Origin of the sequence: Immundisolibacter sp., assembly GCF_028696615.1 — a bacterium.
Taxonomy (GTDB): domain Bacteria; phylum Pseudomonadota; class Gammaproteobacteria; order Immundisolibacterales; family Immundisolibacteraceae; genus Immundisolibacter.
Genome location: NZ_JAQVGQ010000075.1, coordinates 1 through 4,810, shown reverse-complemented (window position 1 = coordinate 4,810; position 4,810 = coordinate 1). Strand labels below are relative to the sequence as shown.

Annotated in this window: 4 protein-coding genes; 3 read left to right on the top strand and 1 reads right to left on the bottom strand. The window is 68.4% G+C overall.

Translation table 11 applies throughout. The features are described from left to right. Window positions 1-399: 399 nt before the first annotated feature. Window positions 400-855, bottom strand: a complete 456-nt coding sequence (locus PHC73_RS06715) for a cytochrome c (RefSeq protein WP_300126000.1) — start codon at window positions 853-855, stop codon at window positions 400-402. A 139-nt stretch (window positions 856-994) separates the two neighbouring features. On the opposite strand from PHC73_RS06715, the gene PHC73_RS06710 reads away from it, so the two are divergent. The 3 genes from PHC73_RS06710 (at window position 995) to PHC73_RS06700 (ending at window position 4,554) form a co-directional block, all read left to right on the top strand. Further along, a complete protein-coding gene (locus tag PHC73_RS06710) occupies window positions 995-2,155 on the top strand; it encodes an isovaleryl-CoA dehydrogenase (protein WP_300125998.1) in 1,161 nt (386 codons plus the stop codon). 184 nt (window positions 2,156-2,339) lie between these two features. Next, on the top strand, window positions 2,340-3,518 hold the full coding sequence (locus PHC73_RS06705; protein WP_300125995.1) for an acetyl-CoA C-acyltransferase: 1,179 nt from the start codon (window positions 2,340-2,342) through the stop codon (window positions 3,516-3,518). An 82-nt stretch (window positions 3,519-3,600) separates the two neighbouring features. Then, complete coding sequence (locus tag PHC73_RS06700) at window positions 3,601-4,554, top strand: NADP-dependent oxidoreductase (protein ID WP_300125992.1); 954 nt, start codon at window positions 3,601-3,603, stop codon at window positions 4,552-4,554. Window positions 4,555-4,810 lie beyond the last annotated feature (256 nt).

Here is a 4,810-nt window from a genome sequence, read left to right as displayed (position 1 = left end):
AAGAGCGCGGACGAACTGGCCAACGTCAAAGGCATCGGCGCCAAGACGGTCGAAGCGAACCGCGCCAACATCACGGCGAGCGAGAGCTGCCAGCCGGCGGCGGCGCCGAATCCCTGAAGCCATCCAGGTGACAAAAAAAAACCGGCCACCCCTTGAGGGCGGCCGGTTTTTTCTGCAACAGCCTTGTCGCGCGGTACACGCCCGCGCGACGCCCAGACGGAAAACGCTGAATAAACCAGCGGTTCTTCAGAGTTTGTGAAGAAATGCGCGTCCTGCGCATTTCTTGCGTCGCCCGTCCGGTACACGCCCGGACGGGCTCCCGCGAATCAAGCCCTCAAGGGCTCGATTCGCGGCCGGCCATCCCTGGCCGGCCTGAGCGCTTGAAAAATTCACAGGCTCTCAGTCTTCCTTGTACTTGTCGTGACAGTCCTTGCAGGCCTGCCCGACCTTGCCGAACTGCGCCTTGACCGCATCGACGCTCGAGGCGGTCTTGGCAACCTCGGCCAGCTTGCCGGCCTCGGTTTCGAAGGTCTGCATCTTGGCGCGGAAGTCGTCCATGTTTTCCCAGATTTCCGGCTTGGCGTCGGTCTTGCCGACGCGGCTGTTGGGGATGAAGCCCTCCAGCGGCAGCGTGCTCAGAAACGCCACCCGCTCGGCACGCAGTGCGAACGCCTTGGCGTCGAAGGGAATTTCGCCCTTGACCATGCCGGCCATGGGGCCGAAGTTCCAGGCGATGGCGTGGAACACGCCCTGACGGTAACCGACGGCGCGCTCGGCTGGCGTCGGCTCGGCGGCACTCGCAGCGGCGCCGAACAGCACGGCGGCGGAGCAGAACAGGGCGGCTTTGAGCTTCATCAGACATGTCCTCCGGGTCCAAAACGGGTAGGCGATGGACTCTAGCACGCCGGTTGCAGCGCCTTGAAGGCAGGTAGCGGGTGGTAGTATTCGGCAATTGACCAAGCGTTCGAACTCAATCCCGGCGGGAGTCTAGGCGGTGGCATTCGACGTGCATCTGGGCGAGGAGCTCGACCTGCTGCGTGACACCGTGGCGCGGTTTGCGCAGGACGAGGTGGCGCCGCTCGCCGACGAGATCGACCGCAGCAACGCCTTCCCGATGCAGCTGTGGCCGCGTCTGGGCGAGCTTGGCCTGCTCGGCATGACGGTGCCGGAGCAGTTCGGCGGCAGCGGCATGGGCTATCTTGCGCACCTGGTGGCGATCGAGGAACTGTCACGCGCCAGCGCGTCGGTGGCGCTGTCCTACGGCGCGCACTCGAACCTGTGCGTGAACAACCTGTACCTGAACGGCACCGACGAGCAGCGCAGGAAATACCTGCCAAAGCTGTGCTCGGGTGAACACATCGGCGCGCTCGCCATGTCCGAGCCCGGCGCCGGCTCCGATGTGGTCGGCTCCATGCGCTGCACGGCCGTACCGCGCGGCGATAAGTGGATCGCCAACGGCAACAAGATGTGGATCACCAACGGCCCCGACGCCGATGTGCTGATCGTCTACATGCGCACCGACGATCCGGCCAAGGGCTCGCGCAGCATCACCGCCTTCATCGTCGAGAAGGGCATGCCGGGCTTTTCCACCGCCCAGAAGCTCGACAAGCTCGGCATGCGCGGCAGCAACACCTGCGAGCTGGTGTTCCAGGACTGCGAAATCCCGGCCGAGAACGTGCTGGGCGAGGTCAATCAGGGCGTGCGCGTGCTGATGCGCGGCCTCGATTCCGAGCGCGTGACCTTGAGCGGCGGGCCGCTCGGTATCATGCAAGCCGCCATGGACGTGGTGCTGCCCTACGTGCACGAGCGCCGGCAGTTCGGGCAGGCCATCGGCACCTTCGAGCTGATGCAGGGCAAGCTCGCCGACATGTACGTGGCGCTGCAGTCGGCGCGCGCCTTCAGCTATCGGGTGGCGCAGGCCATCGACGAAGGGCGGCCGTCGCGCAAGGACGCCGCCGCCTGCCTGCTGTACGCGTCCGAGTGCGCCGTGCGCGTGGCGCTGGAGGCCATCCAGAGCCTCGGCGGCAACGGCTACATCAACGATTACCCCACCGGCCGCCTGCTGCGCGACGCCAAGCTGTACGACATCGGCGCCGGCACCAACGAGATCCGGCGCATGCTGATCGGCCGCGAGCTGTTCGAGCAGACCGGTTGAACATGTCGAAAAATTCCGTCCCTGGAATTTTTCGACTCGCCGCGTCGCGGTACACGCCCGCGACGGGCTCCGCCCATCGAGGACGGCTGTCCTCGATGGGCGTTGGGGCATCCCTGCCCCAAGCGTGCGCGCCGGCCACGCCGGCGCTTCGCGCTCACTTTCACTCGCAGGAGTAACCACCGCCATGAGCAACGGCGTTGTCATCGTCGCCGCCCGCCGCACCGCGCTCGGCAGCTTTCAGGGTCAGTTCGCGAGCCTCACGGCGAGTGATCTGGGCGCCGCCGCCATCGCCGCGGCGGTGGCCGACGCCGGCGTCGAGGGCGCGCAGATCGAGGACGCGCACATCGGCTGTGTGCTGCCGGCCGGCCAGGGCCAGGCGCCCGGCCGCCAGGCGGTGCTCAAGGCAGGCCTCGCGCTCGGCGTGCCGGTGACCACCGTCAACAAGATGTGCGGCTCGGCCATGAAGGCCATCATGTACGCCGTGGACCAGATCCGCTGCGGCGACGTGAAGGTGGCGCTGGCCGGCGGCATGGAGTCCATGACCAACGCGCCTTACATCCTGCCGAAGGTGCGCCAGGGCCTGCGCATGGGTCACAGCGAGGTGCTGGACCACATGTTCTGCGATGGTCTGCAGGACGTGCGCGAGGGCCTGCTGATGGGCGCGTTCGCCGAGCGCTGCGCCGAGAAGCACGGCTTCTCTCGCGAGGCGCAGGACGCCTACGCCGTCGAGTCGCTCAAGCGCGCCCAGCGCGCCACGCTGGAGGGCGATTCGGCCACCGAGATCGTGCCGGTGACGGTCAAGACCAAGACCGGCGAGGTGATCTGCGACAAGGACGAGCAGCCGCTGACCGCCAAGCTCGACAAGATTCCGACCTTGAAGCCCGCCTTCAAGAAGGACGGCACGGTCACCGCCGCCAATTCGTCGTCGATTTCCGACGGAGCCGCCGCGCTGGTGCTGATGAGCGAGGAGGAGGCCGCCCGCCGGAACCTGAAACCGCTCGCCCGCGTGCTCGGCCACGCCACCCACGCCCAGGACCCGGCCTGGTTCACCACCGCGCCGGTCGGCGCCATCGAGCTGCTGCTGCGCAAGCTCGGCTGGAGCGCCGACACGCCCGACCTGTACGAGGTGAACGAAGCCTTCGCCGTGGTGCCGATGACGGTGATGCAGGAGCTGCGCATCCCGCACGACAAGATGAACGTGCTGGGCGGCGCCTGCGCGCTGGGGCACCCGGTCGGCGCGTCGGGCGCGCGCATCGTGGTGACGCTGCTGAACGCGCTGCGCCGGCGCGGCGGCAGGTACGGCGTGGCCGGCATTTGTCTTGCCGGCGGCGAGGCCACGGCGCTGGCGGTGGAGTTGCTGTAAGCGTCCATGCCATCCGCCCGGCGAGACGCCGGGCGGTTTTCCGCACACGCTCGCGCAGCCCCAACCCCCGAAACACCCCCCTGTGAAAGCCATTGTCATCGATGACTTCGGCGGCCCCGAGCGGCTGCACCTGGCCGATCGCCCCACGCCGCCGATCGCCGACGATCAGGTGCTGGTCGCGGTGCGCGTGGCGGGCGTCAACCCCATCGACTGGCGCATCCGCAATGGCCAGCTCAGGCAGTTCGTGCCCTACGAGTTCCCGATCATCCTCGGCCGCGAGGTGTCGGGCGTAGTGGCGGCGGTCGGCGCGGCAGTCACGGGCTTCGCGCCTGGCGAGGCCGTGTTCGGCTTTCTGCAACAGCGCCACATGCACTGGGGCGGGTACGCGCAGTTCGTGCCGGTGGAAGCCGCCAAGCTCGCTCACAAGCCGCCGCCGCTCAGCTTCGAGCAGGCCGCGGCGCTGCCCGTCGCGGGCCACACCGCCTGGCAGGGCCTGTTCGAGCTTGCCGATCTGAAGCCCGGGGAAGTGGTGCTGATCACCGGCGCGGCCGGCGGCGTCGGCAGCATCGCGGTGCAGATGGCGCACGATGCCGGGGCGACGGTGATCGCCAGCGCCAGCGTCGCCAACCACGATTACGTGCGCGGACTGGGTGCCGATTTGGTAGTGGACTACCACGCGCCCGATTTCGCGGCCGACATCGCAAAGCGCTTTCCCAAGGTGGACGTCATCTTCGCCGCCTTCGCCGGGCCGTCGCTGCAGGGCTGTGCGCCGCTGGTGCATGCCGGCACGCGCATCGTGCTGCTGAGCCCGGAGGCGACCGAGGCGGACATGCGCATCGGCGGCGTCGAGTCGCGCATTCTGATCGCCCGCGCCGACGGCGCGCAGCTCGAAAAGATCGCTGCACTCGCGGTGCAGGGGCGCATCCGGCCGCACATCGCCGCCGTGCTGCCGCTGGAAGACGCCGCCCGCGCGCACCAGATGAGCGCCACGCAGCACACGCGCGGCAAAATCCTGCTGCGCGTGGCGGCGGACTGACCCGAGCGCGTCGCGGGCCTGTGCGGCGACGCAGCGAGCGGGGAGGTTCGTCCAAGGCGTTGTCCCGCCCAGTCGAACGACGAAGGAGACCCGCGTGCCGGTACTGGACAGCAAGCTGAACCCCGCCACGGCCGAGTTCGCCGCCAACGCCGAACACAACCGCGCGCTGGTGGCGGACCTGCGCGCCAAGCTCGCGCAGTACGCGCAGGGCGGCCCCGAACACGCCAAGGCCAAGCACAGCGCGCGCGGCAAGCTG